At 46.1% G+C, this 23,779-nt stretch carries 21 protein-coding genes; 9 read left to right on the forward strand and 12 right to left on the reverse strand.

Annotated features, from left to right (window positions below; all coding sequences use genetic code 11):
* Window positions 1-164: 164 nt before the first annotated feature.
* The 3 genes from BDI_RS14175 to BDI_RS14185 all read left to right on the forward strand — a co-directional run bounded on the left by BDI_RS14175 (window position 165) and on the right by BDI_RS14185 (window position 4,530).
* On the forward strand, window positions 165-2,531 hold the full coding sequence (locus BDI_RS14175) for an ABC transporter permease (RefSeq protein WP_011967022.1): 2,367 nt from the start codon (window positions 165-167) through the stop codon (window positions 2,529-2,531).
* A gap of 90 nt (window positions 2,532-2,621) precedes the next feature.
* Entirely contained in the window at window positions 2,622-4,097 is a 1,476-nt protein-coding gene (gene cysS, locus BDI_RS14180) for a cysteine--tRNA ligase (protein WP_011967023.1), read from the forward strand.
* A 25-nt stretch (window positions 4,098-4,122) separates the two neighbouring features.
* The gene (locus BDI_RS14185; RefSeq protein ID WP_005860676.1) at window positions 4,123-4,530 is read left to right on the forward strand and encodes a PaaI family thioesterase; all 408 of its coding nucleotides are present in this window, start codon (window positions 4,123-4,125) and stop codon (window positions 4,528-4,530) included.
* Between the two features lie 80 nt (window positions 4,531-4,610).
* Here BDI_RS14185 and BDI_RS14190 read toward each other — a convergent pair whose 3' ends face one another.
* From BDI_RS14190 to BDI_RS14215, 7 genes are all read right to left on the reverse strand, one after another.
* Window positions 4,611-5,477: a DUF3108 domain-containing protein gene (locus BDI_RS14190; RefSeq protein ID WP_005860674.1), complete on the reverse strand. Its 867-nt coding sequence runs from the start codon at window positions 5,475-5,477 to the stop codon at window positions 4,611-4,613.
* Entirely contained in the window at window positions 5,419-7,332 is a 1,914-nt protein-coding gene (locus tag BDI_RS14195; RefSeq protein WP_005860672.1) for an Ig-like domain-containing protein, read from the reverse strand. Before BDI_RS14195 ends, BDI_RS14190 begins: the two co-directional genes overlap by 59 nt.
* Window positions 7,333-7,478: 146 nt before the next feature.
* Window positions 7,479-8,576: a hypothetical protein gene (locus BDI_RS14200; RefSeq protein ID WP_011967024.1), complete on the reverse strand. Its 1,098-nt coding sequence runs from the start codon at window positions 8,574-8,576 to the stop codon at window positions 7,479-7,481.
* 57 nt (window positions 8,577-8,633) lie between these two features.
* Window positions 8,634-8,708 (reverse strand): hypothetical protein, encoded by a 75-nt coding sequence (locus BDI_RS21265; RefSeq protein WP_229038772.1) that lies wholly within the window; start codon window positions 8,706-8,708, stop codon window positions 8,634-8,636.
* Between the two features lie 255 nt (window positions 8,709-8,963).
* Window positions 8,964-9,431, reverse strand: coding sequence for a hypothetical protein (locus tag BDI_RS14205; RefSeq protein WP_009276626.1), 468 nt, complete (start codon window positions 9,429-9,431; stop codon window positions 8,964-8,966).
* A gap of 80 nt (window positions 9,432-9,511) precedes the next feature.
* A complete protein-coding gene (locus tag BDI_RS14210) occupies window positions 9,512-10,159 on the reverse strand; it encodes a hypothetical protein (RefSeq protein ID WP_009018745.1) in 648 nt (215 codons plus the stop codon).
* A gap of 19 nt (window positions 10,160-10,178) precedes the next feature.
* Entirely contained in the window at window positions 10,179-10,793 is a 615-nt protein-coding gene (locus BDI_RS14215) for a hypothetical protein (RefSeq protein WP_041525686.1), read from the reverse strand.
* Between the two features lie 737 nt (window positions 10,794-11,530).
* On the opposite strand from BDI_RS14215, the gene BDI_RS14220 reads away from it, so the two are divergent.
* Entirely contained in the window at window positions 11,531-11,776 is a 246-nt protein-coding gene (locus BDI_RS14220; protein WP_005860665.1) for a hypothetical protein, read from the forward strand.
* 331 nt (window positions 11,777-12,107) lie between these two features.
* Here the strand turns inward: BDI_RS14220 and BDI_RS14225 are convergent, their stop codons facing one another.
* Window positions 12,108-13,388: a DUF2851 family protein gene (locus BDI_RS14225; RefSeq protein ID WP_011967026.1), complete on the reverse strand. Its 1,281-nt coding sequence runs from the start codon at window positions 13,386-13,388 to the stop codon at window positions 12,108-12,110.
* Window positions 13,389-13,464: 76 nt separating this feature from the next.
* On the opposite strand from BDI_RS14225, the gene dapB reads away from it, so the two are divergent.
* The 4 genes from dapB to BDI_RS14245 are packed head-to-tail and all read left to right on the forward strand — an operon-like array spanning window position 13,465 to window position 17,107.
* Window positions 13,465-14,181 carry a 4-hydroxy-tetrahydrodipicolinate reductase gene (gene dapB, locus BDI_RS14230; RefSeq protein ID WP_011967027.1) on the forward strand — a complete coding sequence of 239 codons (717 nt, stop codon included), beginning with the start codon at window positions 13,465-13,467 and terminating at the stop codon, window positions 14,179-14,181.
* Between the two features lie 16 nt (window positions 14,182-14,197).
* On the forward strand, window positions 14,198-15,595 hold the full coding sequence (locus BDI_RS14235; RefSeq protein WP_011967028.1) for a S26 family signal peptidase: 1,398 nt from the start codon (window positions 14,198-14,200) through the stop codon (window positions 15,593-15,595).
* 19 nt (window positions 15,596-15,614) lie between these two features.
* On the forward strand, window positions 15,615-16,475 hold the full coding sequence (gene lepB, locus BDI_RS14240) for a signal peptidase I (protein WP_005860657.1): 861 nt from the start codon (window positions 15,615-15,617) through the stop codon (window positions 16,473-16,475).
* A gap of 2 nt (window positions 16,476-16,477) precedes the next feature.
* On the forward strand, window positions 16,478-17,107 hold the full coding sequence (locus tag BDI_RS14245; protein ID WP_011967029.1) for a WbqC family protein: 630 nt from the start codon (window positions 16,478-16,480) through the stop codon (window positions 17,105-17,107).
* On the opposite strand, the gene phnW is transcribed toward BDI_RS14245, so the two are convergent.
* From phnW to BDI_RS14260, 3 genes are read right to left on the reverse strand one after another with little or no spacing between them, the layout of a single operon-like run.
* Window positions 17,091-18,176 carry a 2-aminoethylphosphonate--pyruvate transaminase gene (gene phnW, locus BDI_RS14250; RefSeq protein WP_005860653.1) on the reverse strand — a complete coding sequence of 362 codons (1,086 nt, stop codon included), beginning with the start codon at window positions 18,174-18,176 and terminating at the stop codon, window positions 17,091-17,093. The two genes, BDI_RS14245 and phnW, sit on opposite strands and share 17 nt — an antisense overlap.
* Before the next feature lie 25 nt (window positions 18,177-18,201).
* Window positions 18,202-18,996: a phosphonoacetaldehyde hydrolase gene (phnX, locus tag BDI_RS14255; RefSeq protein ID WP_005860651.1), complete on the reverse strand. Its 795-nt coding sequence runs from the start codon at window positions 18,994-18,996 to the stop codon at window positions 18,202-18,204.
* Window positions 18,997-19,030: 34 nt separating this feature from the next.
* Window positions 19,031-20,374, reverse strand: a complete 1,344-nt coding sequence (locus tag BDI_RS14260; RefSeq protein WP_009018755.1) for a DUF5690 family protein — start codon at window positions 20,372-20,374, stop codon at window positions 19,031-19,033.
* Between the two features lie 196 nt (window positions 20,375-20,570).
* Here BDI_RS14260 and BDI_RS14265 point away from each other — a divergent pair, with 196 nt between their 5' ends.
* Window positions 20,571-21,443, forward strand: coding sequence for a hypothetical protein (locus BDI_RS14265; RefSeq protein WP_011967030.1), 873 nt, complete (start codon window positions 20,571-20,573; stop codon window positions 21,441-21,443).
* A 56-nt stretch (window positions 21,444-21,499) separates the two neighbouring features.
* Here the strand turns inward: BDI_RS14265 and BDI_RS14270 are convergent, their stop codons facing one another.
* A complete protein-coding gene (locus BDI_RS14270) occupies window positions 21,500-23,755 on the reverse strand; it encodes an inorganic phosphate transporter (protein WP_011967031.1) in 2,256 nt (751 codons plus the stop codon).
* Between the last annotated feature and the right edge of the window lie 24 nt (window positions 23,756-23,779).

Consider the following 23,779-nt stretch of genomic DNA (forward strand, 5'->3'; position numbering starts at 1 on the left):
TGTACGTGCATTATCGCACAAAAAATGTACGCTATCGCACTACATGAAGAAATACAGATTTTTCTATGATTCTATTTTCTAATACGTTACATTTATGGCATGATATTTGAATCGGATTCAGCGAAATTGAGTCATCAGCGATATTATCAAAAAACGGAATTGCCATGTTAATACATTACTGTGTCATTGCCTTCAAAAACATCTGGAAGTATAAAGTCAGCGCCTCCATCAGTATCCTAGGGTTGGCTTTCGCCCTCGTCTGTTTCGTGCCCATACTCTATTGGATGGATCATGAGACCGCTTACGATTCTTTCTACAAGGATTCCGAATCCATCTACCGTGTCTATAGCGTAGAGAAACAATCCGGGAAAGTAAACAAAGGAGCCTCGAAAGGTATCGAGAATAGCCTACGAGAGCAAGTCCCAGCTATCGAAGCCTCCACCACGCTTATGCTTTCAACCGAAAACTGCCGTACCCAAGCGACTCCTTATATCCAAATGAATATGCTTTATACGGACAGCACGTTCCTAGAGGTATTCCCGCAATCTTTCGTTTGTGGAGAAATGAGTCATCCGCTACAAATCGTAAACAACATGATCTTGAGCGAAAGCATGGCGGTCCGTCTATTTGGCGACGCGGAAAAGGCGATCGGACAACCGATACACACCTTGATGAGAGCCTCCTTACCTCCCTACATCGTCACGGCGGTGGTAAAAGATCCACCGGCTCATACCAATCTACCGTTCGACGCAATCATCAACCATAACATGATACAGCATTTCTCCCAGTTACCTCCGGAGGCACAATGGAGCTTCTTCGTGATGGACTTATACGTGAAACTCCATCCAAGCGCAGACCCAAAAGCCTTCGCCAATCAACTAAAAGAGCTACCCGAACGTATCGGGGTGAACAAGGAGATCGAGTTGAGAATACTCCCCATCCGTGAGATCCGGCATCATCTGAATGAAGATACACCTTTTACCTTAAATTTCATCGGCTTGTTTGTCGTATCTGGTGCCTTATTATTGTTTGCCGCCCTCTTCAATTTCTTGAATTCCTATATGGATCTCTTTCGGCAACGTGTGCGGGAATGGCGTTTACGGACGGTCAACGGCGCTACGAGAAAGCAATTGATCGGACAAATGTCTGTCGAGTTAGGCTGTTCCGTACTTGCATCCTTGTTGGTAGCCTTGATCTTCATAGTCCAAGTCAAGCCGCTTTTCGCCCGATGGCTAGAGATTGATTTGGAGATGGGCCGGTTCCTGTTTCTTTTCGCAGGGGTAGGTATAGGTACATTCCTCATCCTCCAATGTGCAGGATTAGTATTCTTCGGGCAGTTCAGCCATACGGCAACCACCTCGCTCGTTCCCAAAGAGACAGTCAAACCCCTTTTGTTACGCCGCATGGCCGTGACCTTACAATTGATGATCAGTATCCTGTTCATCGTAGCATCGCTGGTTGTCATGGAGCAAATGCGATTCGTAAATCAAAAAGATTTAGGTTTCGATCCAAAAGGCCTTATCCAACTATCCGGCTTCGTAGACGTATCCGGAAAAATAGAATCCACGTTGATGCAAGAGTTAAGTGCCCTGCCGCAGGTCAAAAGTTTCACCGACACGAACTTTAAGCCTCAACATCATGTCGATCCCATGGCGATCTTCACGAATGTGGAATGGGAGGGAAAACCGCTGGACACAAAGGTGGACTTCCACCTCTATGGAACCGATCACCGATTTGGTGAGACCTTCGACCTAAAGATGTTAATGGGCCGATGGTGGACAGAAGGCAACGAACTTAGTGTCGTGCTCAACGAGTCGGCGGTTCGTGCCATGGGCTTACAAGACCCAGTCGGCAGCATCATCCGTATGCCGTGGTGGTCAGATTTCAGCGTGATCAAAGAATACGAGATCGTCGGTGTCGTCAACGATTTCCATGCGCTATCTTTCCGGGAAAGTATCCATCCGATGCTATTCATTCCTTCGGGTGGACTGGTGAATAATCTGTATATCCGGGTCATACCGGGCGAGGAAGGAGACATCGCCCACCATATCACGGAGCTACTGCCCAAGATAGACCCGACATTAGCGGATACCCGGATCACCCCGATCGGAACGCTTTACGATCAACTGAACCAATCCGAGATCGTCGGGCTGAAAATATTCTCGTTCCTCGCTTTCGCCTGTTTGCTAATCTCCTTGTTCGGCATCTACGCCGTCGCTACAGCCTCCACGAAACGGCGGCGTAAAGAAATCGCTATCCGGAAAGTAGTAGGCTCGAAAGCCTCCGAGATCATTTTCTTGTTCTTCAAGGAATACATGCGATTAATTGTCATCGCCGGAATCATCGCTTTCCCGATCAGCTATCTCGTCATGAACTACTGGTTGCAAGGCTACGCCTATCGCATCCAAATCCAGATCTGGTGGTTGGTGGGAATATTCATCACCATTACCAGCATGGTTCTAGGTACGATACGTGAACAGGTATGTAAGGCAGCCAATGAGAATCCGTCGGAAGTCATCAAGAGTCAATGAATGCCTATGAAAACTACAGACTATTCACGATCAGCTTGATAATACCAAGGATTTTATGTAAGTTCGCGATTCCTAAATATATAATAGAATATGGAACATCCATTGAATATTTACAACACGCTTACGAGAAAGAAGGAGCAATTCATACCCCTGCACGAGCCGCATGTAGGTATGTACGTATGTGGCCCCACGGTTTATGGTGACGCCCACTTGGGACACGCACGTCCGGCGATCACGTTCGACTTGCTATTCCGTTACCTTACCCACCTAGGATATAAAGTGCGTTATGTACGTAATATAACGGATGTAGGGCATCTGGAGCACGACGCCGATGATGGGGAGGATAAGATCGCCAAGAAGGCACGGCTAGAACAGTTGGAGCCGATGGAAGTGGTTCAATATTACCTCAATCGTTATCATCAAGCGATGGATGCGCTGAACGTACTTCCTCCCAGCATCGAGCCGCACGCTTCCGGACATATTATCGAACAAATCGAGTTAGTCAAGAAGATTCTGGATAACGGCTACGCTTACGAAAGTCAAGGCTCCGTCTATTTCGACGTAGAGAAATATAATAAAGATCATAAATACGGCATCCTCTCGGGTCGCAATATCGAGGATATGTTGAATACGACCCGCGCGTTGGACGGGCAGGACGAGAAGCATAACGCCATCGACTTCGCCCTTTGGAAATGCGCCCAGCCGGAGCATATCATGCGTTGGCCGTCTCCGTGGAGCGACGGCTTCCCCGGTTGGCACTGCGAATGTACCGCTATGGGCAAGAAATACCTCGGGGAGCATTTCGACATCCACGGAGGTGGCATGGACTTGATCTTCCCGCACCATGAATGCGAGATCGCACAAGCCGTGGCTTCCCAAGGAGATGATATGGTTCATTATTGGATGCACAACAATATGATCACCATCAACGGGCAGAAGATGGGTAAATCATTAGGTAATTTCATCACGCTGGAGCAATTCTTCACGGGTGATCATCCCTCCTTGCAACAAGCGTATTCCGCCATGACCATCCGTTTCTTCATCCTGCAAGCGCATTACCGTAGCACGGTCGATTTCAGCAACGAGGCTTTACAGGCTGCCGAGAAGGGCTTGTCACGCTTGATGGAGGCATACGGACATTTGATGAAGTTGCAGCCGTCCGCTACCTCTACCGTAGACACGAAAGGTCTTCGTGAGAAATGTTTCGAGGCCATGAATGACGATTTGAACTCACCAATCGTGATTTCTCATCTATTCGACGCTACCCGTGCGATCAATTCCGTAAAAGACGGTAAGGCTACTCTGTCCGAGGAAGACTTGAAAGAGTTACAAGAGGTATTCCATTTATTCTTGTTCGATATCCTTGGCATGAAAGACGAGGCTTCCGCCAGCGGCAACCATTACGAGGCGTTTGGCAAAGCCGTGGATTTATTGCTGTCCATCCGCCAGCAAGCCAAGGCAAACAAAGACTGGGCAACTTCCGATAAAATCCGTAACGAATTAACCGCTATGGGATTCGAGATCAAGGATACCAAGGATGGAGCGGAATGGAAACTAAGCAAATAATCCACCAAGCGAATAGTAAGAGGTTATGACAATCCATGAATTTCTTCAAGGCGATAAATTCGCCTTGCTTGCGGGCGTTGAATTATTAGAAACGGGCAACGGTTACGCCAAGGCGCGTATGCTCATCAAGCCCGAACATTTAAATGGTGGAGGCGTATGTCAAGGTGGGGCGATCTTCACGTTGGCGGATCTGGCTTTCGCCGCGGCGACTAATAGCCACGCACGCCTGACATTATCCATTACCTCAAACATCAATTTCTTTAAGGCGGAGAGTAAGGGATACTTATATGCGGAAGCGAAAGAAGCGTTCAGCCATAAGAGACTGGCGAATTGCGAAGTCCGTATCACCAATGAAGCCGAAGAATTAATCGCGACTTTTAATGGTACAGGTTACCGCAAAGACACGGAATTACCCTTCACTCCGTTGGTTTAAAAAAGAAATTCTATAAAAAGCTCTCGCCCCAGCTCCGTGATGAGCTGGGTGCGAGAAACACAAGCCTATCTAAAAAGCTTTCATTTCTTCTGCACCACGATACGGCAAGTAAGCGGGGCACGCAGGTTATAGGAGTCTTTATAATAGACCTCGGCCGCCCCGATCTTCAGTTTCGCCCGGATCTTTACCGGGATATGGTTCTCGTCATCACCGATCCAAACCTCCGCCGCTTCCTTGGCTTGGGAAAATGCCTCATCGTAGATATCGATATAGAAATGACGGGTACGGAATTTCGCCTCCTTATGCTCGACGATCTGTTGTCCCGTATAGCGGAAACGAGCGTTCACGAGCTCCCGGCCGATAGCGATCATGAAAGGGAACTCCGCACCATAACTCATCGTCCGCCAATCCAGCGAACGGAGATACATCGTAGCTCCCAGCATATCGAATACACGCCCTTTCGCCATTAGCATCGTGTCGATCTTCGTCTCCTTTAATGTATGGCGATGCGAGTGGATATCGATCCTACCGCTTCCTTGATACTCAAACTGGAGATTATCCACCAGATAGTAGTCTCCCTCGTTCGTGCGCTTCGAGCTGAACAAGAGCCGAGGCTCCTTTGAGTAATGGCAATCCATCGTATCACGCATCCTGAAGACTTTCTCGATCACGCCGGCAGAGCGGAACAACAGGTTATAATGCCATGACGGCGCTCCTTGGTATTCCGATTCTTTCACGGAAAGGGTAGCCAATCCGGCCTTCGACATGATCAGCCCCCATTTGAAATAAAGATCGTAATCCACCCGTTCCCCATGGGATAACGGCAACGTTTGTGCCCGCAAAGACGTAAGACTCGCTACACACAAAAAGAAAACGCATATATACAGTTTAGAAGCGCAAGCCGCCCACACCGCTGTTCCTATTGGACGAAGACTGTGTTCCCTCATTTTTGTAATCTCTTTTCTTTTTCGTTAGCTCTTTCGGTTTATTCTTCGTGATATCGATCGGTTTCTGCCGTTTCATCGGTGTAGCCTTGATATTCCAAGTCTCCTCCACTTGCCAGTTCTGCATGATATTGAATATCTTCGGGCAATAGAAGACAAGTTCCGGCTGCCGTTTATCGGCGTAATTACCGGTATCCCAGACACCGTTATCATTCACGTCTAATACTAAACGGGCATAATATTTATCCGGTTTCAAGTCCATGAAAAGCACGCCGCCATCTTTTACCTTCACCTTACGGATCGGCTGGTCGCTGCTATTCAATAATTCCACGAAAGCGGTGGTATCCGCTCCCTCAATATTGATATATAAATGCCCGTACTCATCTTCCTTCTTGATCTTGAATTCCCCGCTATACACATCGTTCCATTTACCATAGGCACTGAATATCGTGGCGGAGTCTACTTCCAAACGGTATTCCTCTCCATACTTCCACGGGCGCTTGATGAAGAAGTTCAAAGAGTTCGTCGTATCCGGAAAGAAATCGAAGTCTACGGCTTCCCAAAGCGTATCCACTTTCTGATCCAGATAGAAATGATCTTTCGTTAACCCCGCTACCGGTTCGCTAAACGTAACAGCGACCGTATCATACAGGTTGATCGAACCGGAAGCGTTTACGTTCATTCCCAGAAACTCGATGGGTTCCGGCTCATCGTCTTTTTTCTTTTTCTTCTTCTCCACAGGACGGCGACGCATGGTAAATTGTACCGTATCGGTCTGCGGACGAAGTATATTCATGGAATCGCTTTTCAGGTAATTCACCTCCACTTGCAGCGTATCTTGCTTCCAGATCAAAGAATCGGTCAACCAGTAATGCACGGCTTTTCCTTCCTCCGCTGTCTGCAAGAAATACCAATTGCTATCCGCCGGGGTGAAATTCAAAGGAACCGGTACCGGAATAGTATCCAAGGAGGTATTGAAACGCAAGGTTAGTATTTTCTCATCCGTACGCTCCGGCTTCAACATATATTGACGCTCTACTTTTTCCTTAAACAGGCGCAACTCGATATTGTCCGGCATAAAATGGGTATAACCGACTGTCATCACCGTATCGATCGTCAAGCTATCTTTCCAAATCGTATCCTGACGGGTCGTCAACTCGAACGCGGGGACGATCAAGGAATCGTAAAAAGCGATCTGCTGCCCGGGCTGGCTGTACTTGTAGGAGCGCATCACATCCTCCAAGGCATAGATCCGATAGGTTCCGGGGGCCATATTACGAATCGTAAACTCTCCCTTGTCGTTCGTACGGGAAGTACGGACAAATGGGATCGTCGTAAAGGCGGAATCCTCCAGATTCGTATGCACGCCGATCGTAATACCCGGCATAGGCTCCAGATTCTCGGCGTTCAGCAAAACTCCGGACACCTCCATACTATCAATGGATTCGCCGGTAGAGAACGCGAAGGAATAATTCTCCAATACATTCTTCTCATTATTATCGGAGATCGAATTGGTAAAGTCTATCGTATAGGTCGTATTCTCCTTCAACGTATCCATCAGCTCGATGACCGCCTTCCGGCCGTTCGCCCGGATAACGGGTTGCTCCATTTGGGGTGGAGTGATGATCACGTTCTCGGTAGGCTTATCGATCTGGATCAACTCATCAAAAATAATCTCCACCTTCTTTCCCTTATAGTTTATCTGGCCGGGCAACGGCGTACTGCTTACGAACTTAGGCGGAGCCTCATCATAAGGCCCTCCGTTCGGCGAGGCTATATTCGCGCACGAATACAGCACGACCAGCAGAAGTACCCCTATAAAGAACCGTAAACTATTTCTCACATATTTATCTTCCATTCAATACTCTCATTTCAATTGAGGGACAAAAATAGGGAAAAATCCCGTGAACGATAAGGATATATACGCTAATTAATCTATCTTAAAATGAAAAAACCCCTATCTCCTATTAAATAAAAGAGATAGGGGCTCTACAAGTATCTCAATTATTTGAACGCTACTCTATGAACCTCAAAAATCGCATCGCTTACTTGTATCCTTAAAATATATATGCCGGAATTCACTTGATTAAAATCAAGCGTACCCCCGCTTCGTTCCATTTTCCCCTCAGCGACTAATAGGCCTGTCGCTTGATTATATAGCTGATAAGAGACTTGATTTGAAACAACCACATCAGACAAAATAGATGACTCGTCATTCTCTAATTGATTTTCTATGACATCCACAATTTTACTGGATCCATCAGAATAAACCATATAAGAGCTTTGCACGGATACAGTTGTTGATGCCGCAGAGCCCGCCGCCCCACACTGAGTAGTATAAGCACGACACGCTATATAATAACTGCCCGGAATCGAGAATGTTATATAATTTGTATTACGAGAAGGAGATTGGCTCGCTCCCTGACTTGGTGATACGGTCCATTTACACTCACAAACACTATTATCATAAAGAGGATTCGCTATAAAACTCCCCCCTTGATTTAGGCGTACACTCGAAGGTCCGGTAACTTTAGTTACTGTTGGATATCCTGCATAAATCGCTTTAGATACCGCAGCACTTTGTCCTCCTAAACTAGCGGTCAAGCGTATCCACTCATCTCCAAACTTACCCGGAGCTATCCCTACAGATACTGTTTTCGTACTCTGTCCTCCCTGTATCTCTAGCTTGCCATTAGTATAGCTCCAAGTCAATTGTACCTCAGAAGGAACAGTTACATTACTAATCGTATAATTACCATTATAGCAAATCATGGATTCTCCAGAAATCAGATAACGGAAAGGTGATACGGTAAATGTCTTAGAGATAGTTCGCACACCGGAACAACCCGACAAGCTAACAACAGCTTGCACCGTAACAGATCCGGACTTCGTAAATATCACTTTAGGGGCAGCTGTTCCTTGCCCTGATGCCACATATATACCCGTTCCGGACCATGTAGCCTTGCTTAACGAAGAAGAAGCGACATCCAACGCTAACGTACTATATTCAAATTGGTAAGCAGCTGTAGAAGTTATCGCTGGATCTGAAATTCCTTTATAAGGACAATTATACCATTGAGATACTTCACCATTTTTCTTCAACCGGACCTTAACTATTCCATCTGTAGGGCACACACTTGAGGTGATACTTACGCTATTCTATTCCAACCCTTCCTTCGTATTTCCTCCATTATTGATTTTCCATCCGGAGGGCGTACTCCATTCATAAGTCATTCCTTTCACTAATTGAGTGGTAAATGTATTAGTCTGAGTTTTTCCAAAAGGAACAGAAGTTGGATAAGCCGTAAAGCCAAATTTACGAGTGAAAGATATAGAGGAATACCCACTTTTATCAAATTCAGCACCTTGATTTACACCACGTACCTTGACTGTTCCTGTACCGACATTATTTGTCGTAATATTGATGGATTCAGAAGAAGTAGTAAATACACCTGTTTGAGTACCACTTTTCCATCCTTCAGGTAAAGTCTACTCATATTTAGTAACCAGATTTTTATCTCCAGTTGTTGTTTGTCCCGGGTAATAAAATTTTTGACCAAGCAAAACTGTTATATTCTGAACTCCATAGTCTAAATTAGTAGAAGTTTTTGAAGTAAGAGAAGGCGGAGTTACTCCATTCAAACTTTTTATTTTTTGAGTGTAAGAGGCTGACTGCACTCCGCTAACTCCCGAACTATAATAAACTTCAGCCGTTAATTTCCCTTGAGGAGTACTACCATTTGTAGACTTCACATTATCCCAATATACGGTTATACCATAGAAATTCCCACCGGGGATTGAGGTTTGGGATGAACCAAGGGAAAAAGACCCACCCGAGACAGTCCAATTTACTCGGGCAATATTACTCCCTGCATCCAATACATAATAATATCCCATTTTTGGAGTAACGAACTCTGGTACGTCTTTGTCTGGTTTTAACACTGGATGCTGTGCCATCGCACTAACTATACTGAAAAAAACATACCAAAACGGATAACAACAATTTCATTCGTTTCATAATAAATCAATTTAAAGGTTTAAAACAAAAAATACACTCCACATCGAAAAGCATGATCGATATGTGTATCATAATCCACTTCACGAGGAAGTTCTGAGAATTGTTCGGAATAATTATCCAACCCTCTCACGGAGAAATAGCATCTATAATCAAACTCAACACCTACAAATTTCCACGTATATCTCAATCCCACTTTGGGATATAAAGAATAATCATTGAATCTATCACGTTGAAAAGGGAAAGGCTCTCCTTCTTGAACCTCCTGATATCGATTATAAAATCTCTGGTATTCCAACCCTCCACCCGCAAACAGATCTAAGTTCTTATACGACACAATGGAATAATCATATCCAATGCCCAAACCATACAATCGCATTTTATGAGTATAGTAACCCCGTATGACGGGATCTACAGAAGCATAATCGTCTCTCCAACTTTTCCATCCCAACGGCACATTCACATAAAATGAATGCTTTTCTGAAAGATTATACCGTACCGTAAGCTCTATCGGATGTATTAGCTCCTTCACCCGATCTTTAAAACCATAGGCGATACCAATACCAAACCGAGCCGGTTCCTTTTCCTTTGTAATCTCCTGCGCATTGGATGTCGCAAATAGCAAAAGAAAACATACCAAAATGGATAAAAACAACTTTGTTCGTTTCATAATAAATCAATTTAAAGGTTTAAAACAAAAAATACACTCCACATCGAAAAGCATGATCGATATGTGTATCATAATCCACTTCACGAGGAAGTTCTGAGAATTGTTCGGAATAATGATCCAACCCTCTCACGGAGAAATAGCATCTATAATCAAACTCAACACCTACAAATCGCCACGTATATCTCAATCCCACTTTGGGATATAAAGAATAATCATTGAATCTATCTCTCAGAAAAGGGTAAGGCTTTCCTTCTTGAACCTCCTGATATCGAAAATAGAATCTTTGGTATTCCAATCCTCCACCCGCAAACAGATCTAAGTTCTTATACGACACAATGGAATAATCATATCCAATGCCCAAACCATACAATCGCATTTTATGAGTATAGTAACCCCGTATGACGGGATCTACAGAAGCATAATCGTCTCTCCAACTTTTCCATCCCAACGGCACATTCACATAAAATGAATGCTTTTCTGAAAGATTATACCGTACCGTAAGCTCTATCGGATGTATTAGCTCCTTCACCCGATCTTTAAAACCATAGGCGATACCAATACCAAACCGAGCCGGTTCCTTTTCCTTTGTAATCTCCTGCGCATTGGCTGTCGCAAATAATAAAAGAACAGCCATAGACAAAAACCATTTACTCCTCAGTATATACTTCTTACTCATACTCCATCCCATATTGCACGTTCATAAATATTCGATATAAAAACTATCTTTCAATAACTCCATAAAGATAGCCTCCCAAAGCCCTTACCAGTTAACTGATAACTTCCCGATCCAACCTCAGAGATATCAAGCATATATAGTACTCCGTATCCCCGAATATTCGTCAGTATATGACTAAGGCATAAATATGCCAATAACATGATAAAATTTTTGTTTACTTCCACCGTCCTTTCTTTATTAACAATAGGTTAAATCCTATCAACAAATATAGGTCTTATATTTAACTATTCCAAGATATTTGAGTAGATAAAGAGAGATTTTCTTAATCATATCATGTTATAAATAAAGCATTGTCCGGATATTCCCACATCACGGATTTCATATCAACTAATTTTTGTAAGACAGTAAACAGAAGCCCTTATTGTCATTTTTTTCTCTTAAAGTATGTCATCGCAACTCAGACAGGAAAAAACATTAGCTTGTTTTCCAGAAAACACGTACATGTTTTCGAAAAAACACCATAGTGTTTCGCAAAAAACATGTACGTGTTTTTCTGAAATTGGTTATCAATCATTTACAAAATGGCAATTCGTATCGAACTTATTGTAAAATAAATCACTAAAAATGAAGCGGGCATTTATATAAAACAGTATCTTTGCATCTAATAGGAATATAACCAAATAAATACAACGACTATGTCAGAAGTATCAGGTATCGAATTGGAGAAAGATGCGGCAGGGAACAACAGCTACGTCCGTATCGACTTAAAGAAATATGGGGATATGATCAATCCTATATTGAAACAGCTAGGAGTTATCGGACAAACTCAATTTGACAAGGATTGGGAAAGAGCACTCGACCCGGAGACATTCCGGAAAGAAGCGAAAATACGATTAAGAGAATTATTCAATCAAAAACATAGCCATGAAGTAAACCAATAAAGTAGCCTTACTCCCTGAAGTTTACGATTTTTTAGATGTTTTAGCCCAAACCTTACTTGAGAAAGATTACGTCTCATACATAGAACATGGAGAAAACATCGTAGATGATATCATTGACTTCGTAAAAACGATCCCCTATGCGCCACATTATCATCTTACCCCCTACGCTCAAGTCTATTTCAGCAGATACGGGCAGAATTTACAATATACCTTTTTTAAAAGGAAAAGCAGTAAGCATACCACTTGGTATATATTTTTCTCCCGGCAGGAAGACTTATATATAATTATATTACTAACAACCACAAAGACGGCAAATACATACATGCCCCCATCAAGGAGGAGGATTAACACTCCGTTTCAGCAACCTGAACCCAATCCGGCAATACAAACACTTTCGCTTCTCGCAATATTCTCGTTTTAACTGGATGAGTGATTGCGTATCACCAGCGTTATGGACTTCGATACCGGATCGAGCGAAAGCGGTTACGATATGATTGCGTTCCGGCGGGATACTCTCCAAGAGGCGGGTCGCACGCAGGCAATACTCAGGAAGTTTATTTCGACCGCCGTAAGCGAATAGCAGAGGGACTACCGTATTTATTAACAGGATATTCAAGGCATTCTCCCCGATCATTTTATCTTTTTCCACCGAGGCGTATTGGAAATGATAATGATTCTTCCAATAATCCGAGGGTTGGATACGGAAATAATCCTTGATCTCTTTAGGAGAAGAAGCGGACAGGATCATCGAGAATAACGTATCGTACCGATGCCAGATAGCGGCCAGTTGCGCCAACTTCACATGCGGGAAGTTGGTCGGACGGATACGGAGGCTTTTGAACAAGGAGTCATCCAAAGGCTTGAGCCCGAACTTATGGCGGAGAAACTCATATTCCCGCCTCAGCAGACGGTAGTAATGGCAGGAGCCCTCTTCCGAGAGCATACCCGCTTGTCCGAAAAGCATCGCCTCTACTTGCGACTCGCTAGCCCTTTGCTTTTGGATATATCGCAGGGGGAGGCTTTTCGCCAACCACTCGAAAGCGTCGCTATTCACGCCAAAGCCGAAACTACGGGTTAATAGGATATAGAACACCTCGTTCCAATCCTCTTGATACTGATCCAACAGACGGTATATATCCTCTGTCTTTCGTTCCAGCCGCTCACCGAGCAAGGCATCCATCCATGAGGCCAGATGTACGGAGTCCACATCTTGAATCCGCTCGAGGCAGGGGACGGGCACCTCTCTTACCAATAACCAATCGATATTTTTCCGGACAGGTTCCGGAACGGATAATATCAATTGAGGAATAGGCTCACCGTTCATCCGGCAGATAGATGCGTCATTCACACCCGTTACATGCAAGATAACGGAGTCATATGCCTTATCTGAATCATGATGATGCAGCAACCAATCGGAAGCTTTTTCGTGGATCTCCACGCTTCCCGCCCATACCGTGCCGTCGATTTTTACCTTGGCGTTGAAGAAGTCGGGACCGGCGTCGGTGTTTTGTATTCCGGGATCGATAACAGCGATAGGAAGCCCCTCGGTGGTAGTCAATGGAGTACTCGCATAGAGTTTGTATTTCCAAACATAGTGTAATAAACGTTCCATATTCTTTCAGAGTTAAGATTTTGGATTCAAATGTAATTCATTTTCTGTATATTTGCGACATTAATTGAATTAAAGTATGAAAATTGCACTTATAGGTTACGGGAAAATGGGCAAAACGATCGAGCAGATCGCCATCCAAAGAGGACATCAAATTGTTTCCATCATAGATATCAATAACGCTGAGGATATATATTCAGAAGCGTTCAAGAGCGCCGACGCGGCGATTGAGTTTACTACCCCGGCTACCGCTTTCAATAACTATATGAAATGTTTCGAGGTAGGCGTGCCGGTCGTATCGGGTACTACCGGATGGCTGGACCGTATCGGCGAGATCAAGGAGAAATGCGAGAAAGAGGGCAAAACCTTCTTCTACGCCTCCAACTTCAGCATCGGCGTAAATATCTTCTTCGCCATGAATAAGTATCTGGCGAAAATCATGAACAACTTCCCCTCCTACGACGTTAAGATGACGGAAGTCCACCATATCCACAAGCTGGACGCACCCAGTGGAACGGCTATCACGTTGGCCGAAGGTATCTTGGAAAACATCGATCGTAAAGACCGCTGGACCTTAGAGAACGCCGAGAGCGTGACCGACCTGCCGATCCACGCCATCCGTGAGGGTGAGGTTCCGGGTATCCACGAGATCACGTATGAGTCGGACGTAGATACGATCAGTATCAAGCATGATGCCAAGAGCCGTGCCGGATTTGCGCTAGGCGCCGTAATAGCGGCAGAGTTTACCGCCGGAAAGAAAGGTTTCCTAGGCATGAATGACTTATTCAAATTCTAAACGTATTAGCTAAAAGATGAAGAAGTTCACGAAAAAACAATGGATCAAGTTTAGTATAGCGGCCGTATTATACACGTTGTTCGCTATCTGGATGCAAAACTTATGGTTACTGCTGGGATTAATCGTCCTAGTCGATATATTCTTGACGCACTACATCCCTTGGGGAGCTTGGAAACGGTCTAAGAACCCGGCGGTACGCAACGTATTGGAATGGGTGGACGATATCGTATTCGCACTGGTAGCCGTTTATTTCATCAATTTGTTCGTCTTCCAGAACTATCAGATACCGAGTTCTTCCCTAGAGAAATCCTTGCTGGTAGGAGATTACCTGTTCGTCAGCAAATTAAGTTACGGCCCTCGCATTCCGAACACTCCGATCTCCTTCCCGTTGGTACAAAATACGTTGCCGATCTTTAACTGCAAATCGTATCTGGATTGGCCGGAATGGGGCTACAAACGGGTGAAAGGTTTGGGCCACGTGAAACGTAATGATATCGTAGTGTTCAACTTCCCCGCAGGCGACACGATCGCCGTGAAAGTGCAAAACCCGGATTACTACTCCTTGGTCGAGGAGTACGGACGGGAACGTATCTTATTGGATAAGGCCACGTTCGGCGAGGTAATGTACCGCCCGGTCGACAAACGGGAGAATTACGTGAAACGTTGTATCGGTATGCCGGGTGATACGCTCCAACTCATAGACAACCAAGTGTACATAGACGGTAAACCCGCCGAGAACCCGAAAGATATGCAGTTCAACTACTTCATCGAAACAGACGGTTCCCCGATCACAGAGGAGCAATTCCGTTTGATGGACGTAAGCAAGGATGACCGTATGCTGGCCTCCAGCGGCGGTTATTACCAAAACCTATTGTCATACCTAGGCTTTACGCCTAACGCGAAGGGACAGTACAACCCGGTATATCGCCTGCCACTCACGAAAAAGGCCTTGGCGATAGCGGAGAAGTTACCTACCGTGAAGAAGGTTATCATCGAGCCGGAGACGTTGGGCGGCCCTACCTATCCGGTCGGATACAATACTGGCTGGACCCGTGATAACTTCGGGCCGCTTTGGATCCCGAAGAAAGGGGCTACCATCCCGTTGGACGAACGTAATCTGGCGTTGTACAGCCGTTGTATCAAGAATTACGAGAACAACACCTTGGAAGTGAAGGACGGCAAGGTCTACATCAACGGCAAGCCCGAGACTTCCTATACGTTTAAATACGATTATTACTGGATGATGGGCGATAACCGCCATAATAGCGCAGATAGCCGCTCATGGGGTTTCGTACCCGAGGATCACATTGTCGGCAAGCCGATCTTGGTTTGGCTATCCTTGGACAAGGATCGCAGCCTGTTCGACGGTGGTATCCGTTGGAACCGCCTGTTCCGCTGGGTTCATCCGGATTAAGAGGTGAAAACTTCGTATTATGACAATCCAACGATTCCTGATAGTTCTCATGAAATGGCTGGCAGCTTTCGCGCTAGCCTCGGGGATCGTCATGCTCATACGCCTTTTCTGCATAGAGTCCTATCGCATCTCCACGGACTCTATGGAAGAGGCTTTGCATAAAGGGGATTATATCCTAGTCAATAAAATACCGGGGAAGAATAAGCCCGTCCGGGGCAAGGTCGTGCTTTTTACCAGTCCGCTCTCTCGAGATTCAGCGGATGCTCCCTTATTCATCAGCCGCTGCATCGGTATGCCGGGCGATACGATCCGGGTCAGCATGGACGGATATACGATAAACGGGCAGAAAATCCCCCGCTCTCCCCGCTCCCTCAGCTCCTATTTCATAACACTGAGCGCCAAGGAGACGTTCTTGGAGACGTTAGAGAAGTTGGACATCCCACTTAGGGATTTCAGGCAGGAAAGTTTTGGCTGCATGCTCAGCCTCACGGCTTTCGAGGAATATCAATTGAGGGAGGAATTGCCCGATGCCATAAACCGTCATTTTATCGGGGAACAAATGCAAGAATACATGTTGATCGTCCCCCGGAAAGACCGGGCTTACCCGCTGGACGCAGCCTCGCTCACCGCCTGCAAGGAGATCATCCTGCGGGAGACGGATGGCAAGGCTTCCTTCCGCGACGGAAAGTTATATCTGGACGGGCGGGAGACTAATTTCTTCTTTTTCCGACAAGACTACTATTGGGTACTGTCCGATAATACCAACGAGGCGGTAGATTCCCGCCATCTCGGTTTCATACCGGCCGACCATATCGTCGGCAACGCTTGGCTCTGCTGGTACAGCCCCGACAAACAACGAATCTTTAAACCCGTTCATTAATCATGCGACCTGTATATATAGCGACCGCCTATCTAGGCCCCATACAACAATATTGCAAGATGCTCCAATACCCGGAAGTCCGTATCGAGACCGCCGAGAATTACGTGAAGCAAACCTATCGTAACCGCTGCGTCATCGCCGCCGCGAACGGCCCGCTCTCCCTATCCATCCCCATCGTCAAGCCGGATACCTTGAAATGCCAGACCAAGGACATCCGTATCTCCGACCACGGAAACTGGCGGCACCTACACTGGAACGCCTTGGTGTCGGCCTACAATATGAGTCCGTTTTTCGAGTATTATGCCGATGACCTCGCTCCTTTCTACGAAAAGAAATACGAGTTCCTCCTCGACTTCAACGAGGAATTGCGCCGTCTGGTCTGTGACCTGTTGGATATGCAACCCGCAGTCGTCTACACCGAGCATTATGAACCGGAGGTAGCCAACGATTTCCGGGAAACGATCCGCCCGAAACACGAAGGGGAAGATCCCGCCTTCCGCCCGGAACCTTATTATCAAGTATTCCGGGAGAAATTCGGATTCCTCCCCAATCTGAGTATTGCTGATTTGCTGTTCAATATGGGCCCCGAAGGACTCGTTACGTTACGGGCATCGATTACCGGATCTCTTTAATCGCTTGTATCAAGGCTTCCATATCTTTCGGGAAGATATCTCCGATATTACCGATACGGAATGTATCCGCATCCGAGATCTTACCCGGATAGATCACGAAGCCTTTCTCCTTTAGCCGCACGTAGAACGAGGCGAAATCGAAATCCGCAGAGGGATATAAGAACGAAGTGATAATAGGTCCTTGCGCGTTATCGGACAGTAACGTCTTAAAGCCCAATCCACGCATACCTTCCACCAATACTCGGTGATTCTCTTGATATCTCTTATAACGAGCCGTGATACCGCCTTCCTCGTTCAATTCCTTCATCGCTTGGTAGAAAGCGTGAACCACGTGCGTCGGAGACGTGAAACGCCATTTGCCTCCCCCTTTCTCCATCGCTTCCCACTGGGCATAGATATCTAAGGAAAGCGAGCGGGCATTCCCCTTCGTCGCCATCAATTTATCTTTTTGGGCGAGGATAAAGCCGAAGCCGGGAACTCCTTGAATACATTTGTTCGCACTACTGACCAAGAAGTCGATACCTAAACCTTTCACGTCGATAGGGACACCGCCAAAGCTGCTCATCGCATCCACGATAAAGGTAATCCCCCGGCCCTTGATCACCTCGGCTACCTCCTCAATCGGATTCAACAAACCGGTCGTGGTCTCGCTATGTACCATTGAGAGATGCGTGATACCGGGATGCTCCTCCAAGGCACGTCGGGCTACCTCGCCGGTTACCAGTTCCGTCTCATGCAAAGAGACCAGTACGTAATTGATATGATAATAATCGGCGATCTGCGCCATACGTTTGCCATAAGCGCCATTAGCGAGGATCAACAATTTATCCTCCGGACGCACGGTGGCCCCGATCGTAGCCTCCACACAATACGTTCCGCTACCTTGCAGCAGGACACTGGTGTACGCATCCCCGTCCAGTCCCGCTATCGCCAGCAAGCCTTTACGGATCGGGGTAACGATACCCTCGTTATAATCCTTATCCCACGTACACCAATCCTGAAGCATGGCCTCACGTACCGTCTGCGACGTACTCAACGGACCCGGTGTCAATAATAAATAGTTTCTCATATGATTGTTTTATTTTATTCGGTTATCAGGCTTGATCCCTGTTGTTAATCTTCTCAATGCAAGCAGGCAGCTCGGCGATCGTATCCAAGACGAAATGAGCCCCCGCCGCCAACATACGCTCACGCACCTCTTTCTTCAGAGATTCCCATTCTTCCGCCGGACGGCTGTTATATTCCTCCTCGCTCACGCCCATCTCGTTGCTACCGGTCACGATACCGACGCTCCATACCTTGGCGTTCACGCCCTCCTTAATATCAGCGATCGTATCTCCTACCTTCACCACTTGATCTACGGAAGGAATCGCCAAATCGATCATATTCTTATAGATCATATACGGAGCGGGGCGACCGGCCGGGACCTCGTTCGGTGTCACCAGATTATCTACCCTATATCCTTTGGCCTCGGCTCCGGGACGGACAATCTCCATCATCTTCGCCGTGTACCCGGTCGTAGAGCCGATCTTTATACCTTGCTCGCGAAGCATCGCCATCGTCTCCAAGACTCCCGGTATCGGAGTGGTGAAATCCTTCAAGGAAGCGAACAAATGTTTCTCGAAACTAGTGTACATCTCATCCACGTCCCTCTTGTTCCAGTCCCTCTTATACAAGGCACGGAACTTCTCGTTCACCTCCGGCATACTCAAGATCGCCTTGATATGATCGATCTTCAAGAGACCCATCGGCTCACGGGCCTGCCGGTAAGTGATATCAATCCCTTTCTCTTCCGAGAATACCTTGAGGAAAGCGTTCAACGGAGCGAAGCATCCATAATCCACGGCCGTACCGGCCCAATCCATAATGACACCTGAAATCTTCTTCATATTCTGTATGTATCGTATTTAATAATTTTCTTGTTTAAGCGATCGTAAGGACATTGTTTTCGGTAGGCTCAAGAGTTGCTATTTCCTCGCAGCCACATAAAGCGGTCTCCTTGCGATAGCGTTGCCGCAAATATACGAAGGAAGCGACAAAAGTGGCACAGCAAAAGATCCCTACATATCCGGCAAGTTGGTTATAAAATACTGCCCAATCCAATCTCGTACCCACGAATTCCTTTAGCACCAATACCAGTATCGTACCCGTGTACCCCAGAAAATCTGTTAAGACAATAAAGAAACCGACGTTTCCCCGTATCTTGAAACAAGCGATGAAGCGATCGAAGAAAATCGTCTGGAAGGTTAAGTAAGCCATATACAGGCAGAGGCTCTGCAAGAAAAGCCATGTCACCGGACTCAATCCCATCCGCTCCTGCCCAAACGACACGAACGCCATGACCATCATGCCCGTAATAATCAAACCGTACAGGACTGAAAGCGCCTTAAAATTATCTTTCACGAGCACCATCAAACCAAAGATCGCCAAGATAGTCAAGGTCACCACGCTATCTATTTGCGTGAACAACCAAGGCGAGTAACCGGACATATCAATGATATTCACCAAGAAGTCCTCCTTGATATCCCGTAACACCACGATCGCTATATTCGCCACGAAAAGCATCGTCAAGAAAGGCATGAAGTTCTTGAAAAGCTCCCAACGCTGCCGCCCGTTCAAGGTCTCCCGCTCCGACTTCAAGGCGATATCCTCCTCCGTAGGTTGTGGAAGCCGGTTTAGCGCATATCCCAACAAGGCTAGCAAAGGCAATGCCACCGCCCCGATCAAAGCCGGCATCCAGAACTCGCTGACCTGCCATATATCCATCACGTACAAGCCGACAGACTTCGCTGTACCGGAACTGATCACCATACTTACGCCCAACAAACTAGCGAGGACATCCGTCATCCTACGTCCTTCTATAAAGCTGAAAATAATCCCCCACATGCACCCCAGCGAAAGCCCGTTCAAGAACATCGCCGCTATATTATAAGGAGCCGAGAGCAACCCGAAGAATACCAACGAAAGTTCCGCCATCACCACGGACATCAAGATGAACCGCAAACGCTCTTCCCGCCGCAACTCCGATATCAACTTAATTCCCATGAACTTCGACACCACGTATCCCAAGATCTGCACGATCGTGACCGCCACCTTATAGTCCATATTGAATACCTCCAGATCCTCGAAAGCGGCAGCCGTATACGGCTTACGCAACATATATACCAAGGAATAAGAAAGCAAGGCGGCCCCTCCGGCCCATAGGATGAAAAGGAGATCGGAAATCCGTTTCCGGGATGTTTTATTGCTCTGTATCGCAGTGTCCATAATCTTCTGTCGTTTTATTTTCGAAGGCAAAAGTACAGCCGCCATGTTACAGACATATTACTGAACCCATGAATGTATATTATTAATACCCAACTAGGAATCAATAAATTATAAAGAAATATTTATGTAACATTCATGAAACGGAAACGCAACATATGTCCTCTTATTTTGTAAAGTAAATCAAGAATATAAACACATGAACAATCTTCAAGAATTCTACCGAAAGATCGAATATCTACGAAGCAATGGGGTTAAGATGAAAGAGATAGCCAACTGGATCGATATGGCTCCCAGCATATTGTCCTCCCTATATACGACCGTATTGCCGAATTATTTCGAGGGCATCAAGAGTTACCCGCCGGAAGAAGCACTGGACTCGGCGCTCGCCCTAGTGAATAACGTGTCGAAAAAACGTTTGCTTTCCCATATAGAGGAGATGATCCTTCGCCTAGACCAGATGGAGCTCGCCGAACCGGATAGCCTAAAAGATAATCCTTTCGCCAAGCAATTGATGGAGGAGACACGGCTCTCCGCCTCTAAAATAGAGGCTTTCAAAGGAATCTATACCAGTTACAGCCTTTCTTCCTCCTCGGACTGCCTCAAGATGGAACCCTTCCTACTCTCCCCCTCGGATAATCAAGTCCGTGTAGGGCGGATCAGCGCTTATGGAGAGGCTCAATGGGGATTCGGGATCATGCCCGATCCTCAGAATTTCCATTGCATGCTGAACGAGAACCAAGCGCCCCAATTCACGATGGTAACGATATACCTGCAAATACCATTTTTCAAGAATCCTCGCCAATTACGAGGATTATACATCGGGCAAGATTATAATCGTAACCCGATCGCCCGCCGAATCCTTCTTATCAAGGAATCAGAAAGCACGGAGATCGATGAATTCATGAGCCGGAAAAGCGGACTGATCGATAAAGAAGATTTTACCCCGGAACAACAGGTCTACTATGATTATACTTGCCAGACAGGAGATTTTATCAAGATGTGTACAGTCCCATCCCTGCGGATGGACGAGAGTGATTTAGTCAAAGAAAAGAAGATGCTAACCCTATAAACCAGTAGAGACGGGGCATGCCCCGTCTCCCATCATCCCAATATAATAGAGACTGATTATTCCTTCTGGAACTTCCTACTCACCTTCAAAAGGTTCGCCGTAAAAGAAACCACGTTTTGGGCCTCTTGTACCATGTTCAAATAAACCATGCTCACCTTCGTGCTGCCGGACTGCCCTTGGATACGCTTCAACTCCCCTTTCTTCAAGGCGGTAAGTTGGTTCATCAAGGTAATCGACTCAGCGATCAGCTCCTCAAAACCAATATAATCGTTTTTACGGATCATAGTAGCGCAATTTCTCAAGAAGGAGATGATTTGTTCAGATACCTTACCAAAATCATCTTTCTGTACCGGACTCAACGGGCTGAAATTATTATCGATATGATCTTTCAGCGGCTCGGCCAAGCGACGGATACTGAATATGATCTCGCTGGCGAAGTCATTTCCTTGATAATAATAAAGCCCCTTCTCCACGGCGATATCGTGATCCAATTGGGTAACGCCAAGCGTACCGACACGTTTCACTTGCTTCAAATGAATCTTCTTCTCCTCCACGGCAGTCAAGACCTTGCGCAACTCACGGAGGTTCTCATTCATGAATCCATTTACCGCCTTACCGAATACTTCCGCCGTAAAATCCAGATCGGATTGTAATTCCTCACGGCTATGCTCGCGGAACAGGGCCAAAGCCTCACGGGTATCCGTAGCCTTACGAAGTTTAGACACCGTAGAATTCACCTCCTCCTTCAATGCCTCTTTCCGCAATTTAGCCTTATAAGCGAAGTGGCTACGAACCAACGAATAGATCGCCAAACCAATCATAGCGACCAAAGCTGGAATACCTCCCCAATAAATCAAAAGAGCGACGATGAAACAGATCGTAAAAGCAGCCCCTGCCGTAATGAACCAACCACCTATCACGGACAATACGCCTGTGATGCGATATACGGCGCTCTCACGCCCCCAAGCACGGTCTGCCAACGAAGTACCCATAGCGACCATGAAAGCCACATACGTCGTAGATAAAGGCAATTTCAAGGAGGTTCCCAAAGCGATCAGCAATCCGGACAAAACCACGTTCACCGAGGCACGTACCAAGTCGAAGCTAGCCTTGTCATCCATGATCATCTCGCTTTGGTTGAAACGGCTATCAATCCAGTTCTTAACCGGAGTGGGCACGATACTTAATATCGTAGCGGATATATTACTGCAATTCCGTACCAATACCCGTGCGACAGGCGATGTACCGAAAGACTCCTCTCCATCCGATTGACGAGACAGATCCAAGGAAGTCTTCACCACGTTCTGAGCCTTTTTGGAGGTAGCCAAGGCGATTACCATCACGATCCCGGACCCCACCAAGAAATACCAAGGTGTCTGGGCCGGTCCCAACAAGGAGGTCATCAAAAATGTATCCGTGGTAGTGGTCCCTCCCTGCGCCATCAAGTCCATATAAGAGGAATAGCCAGCCAAGGGGACTCCGATAAAGTTCACCAAGTCATTCCCGGCAAAAGCCAACGCCAAGGCAAACGTACCCATCAAAATGACCACCTTGAATACATTCACCTTCAACCAATGCAATACCTGCATCAAGATCGTAAAAAATACCATACATCCCAAAACGATCATCCCCGTATTGGCATACACCATATCCTTGAACTCACCCGTCATAAAAGAACTTGTCTTCAGTCCCTTTATCAGCATAAAGTAAATGATGGAAGTGGCCGCTAAACCTCCGAACAGACCAATAAAATATTTAGAACTTTTCTTATAATTAAATGAGAACAATATCCGGGACAGATACTGCACGATCACACCAAAGAAAAAAGCGATCGCCACAGAAAGAAAGATACCCAGAATCACGGTAAAAGCCTTCTCTGTATTCAGCAGATCCCCCAATTGCAAAGCGCCTGAAGAACTAGCGATCTTTACCAAGGCAATCGCTACCGTTCCACCCACCAACTCAAACACCATGGAAACCGTTGTCGAGGTCGGCATACCTAACGAGTTAAAAATATCCAGTAACACCACATCCGTAAGCATAACGGCCGCAAGGATACACATGATCTCCGAGAAATAAAAATGCTGGGGTTGATAAATACCATGCCGGGCAATATCCATCATACCATTGGATAACGCCGCACCAACAAAGACTCCCACGGCAGCGATAGCGATAATAACTTTAAAGGATGCGGCTCTTGCGCCGATAGCTGAATTCAAGAAATTCACGGCGTCATTACTAACACCGACCGATAAATCTACGATGGCCAATACAAACAAAAATATGACCAAGAACAAATAAAATGTTTCCATACTGATTGTTATAATTCTTGCGCA

The sequence above is a fragment of the Parabacteroides distasonis ATCC 8503 genome (assembly GCF_000012845.1).
GTDB lineage: Bacteria > Bacteroidota > Bacteroidia > Bacteroidales > Tannerellaceae > Parabacteroides > Parabacteroides distasonis.